This is a genomic window from Aeromicrobium sp. PFPM2_SD2 (assembly GCF_057364525.1).
Genome location: NZ_JBNFNZ010000734.1, coordinates 1 through 713, shown reverse-complemented (window position 1 = coordinate 713; position 713 = coordinate 1). Strand labels below are relative to the sequence as shown.

The window sequence follows — 713 nt, the reverse complement described above, 5'->3', positions numbered from 1 at the left end:
CCCCCTAGACCCCCGGACGTGGGGTGCCACGGCCATGGCGCCCCACGCCGGTCGCCGTCCGCCGGCGTCCGGCGGTCACCGCATAGGATCGCGGCGTGACTCTCGAGATCCTGATCGTCGCCCTGGTCGCCCTCGTCGCCGTCGTCGGCGTGGGGGCGGGCCTGTTCGTCTCTCGCGGCCGCAAGGAGCTGCCGCCGCCGGAGGTGCTCGACGAGATCACCGCCGAGACGATCGAGCACCCCGAGCACCCCGAGCCGCACCTGGCCTCGGAGGACGAGGAGCCCCCGTTCGAGGAGGTGCCGGCCGACGAGAAGGCCGCGCCGACCACGACGATCGAGCGGCCCGAGGCGCCGGCCGGACGGCTGAGCCGCCTGCGCGCCCGCCTGGCCCGCTCCAACTCCTCGCTCGGCAAGGGCCTGCTCGCGCTCATCGGCCGCGAGAAGCTCGACGACGACGTCTGGGAGGAGATCGAGGACACCCTCCTCGCCGCCGACGTGGGCGTGCAGCCGACCCAGGACCTGGTCGAGAGCCTGCGCACCCGCCTGCGGGTCGAGGGCGTCGCCGACCCCGAGCGGGCCCGCGCGGTGCTGCGCGAGGAGCTCGTCGCGGCCGTCGGCCCCGCAGCTCCGACCGCCACCCTGCACACCTCGCACCGACGGGGCGTCCGGGCGTCGTGCTCGTCGTCGGCGTGAACGGCACCGGCAAGACGACGA

The 713-nt window shown here is 75.5% G+C and carries 1 protein-coding gene; it reads left to right on the top strand.

The features are described 5' to 3' along the window. Positions 1 to 95 precede the first annotated feature (95 nt). Positions 96 to 692 (top strand): signal recognition particle receptor subunit alpha, encoded by a 597-nt coding sequence (locus tag AC2W7G_RS17775; protein ID WP_485869599.1) that lies wholly within the window; start codon positions 96 to 98, stop codon positions 690 to 692. Positions 693 to 713 lie beyond the last annotated feature (21 nt).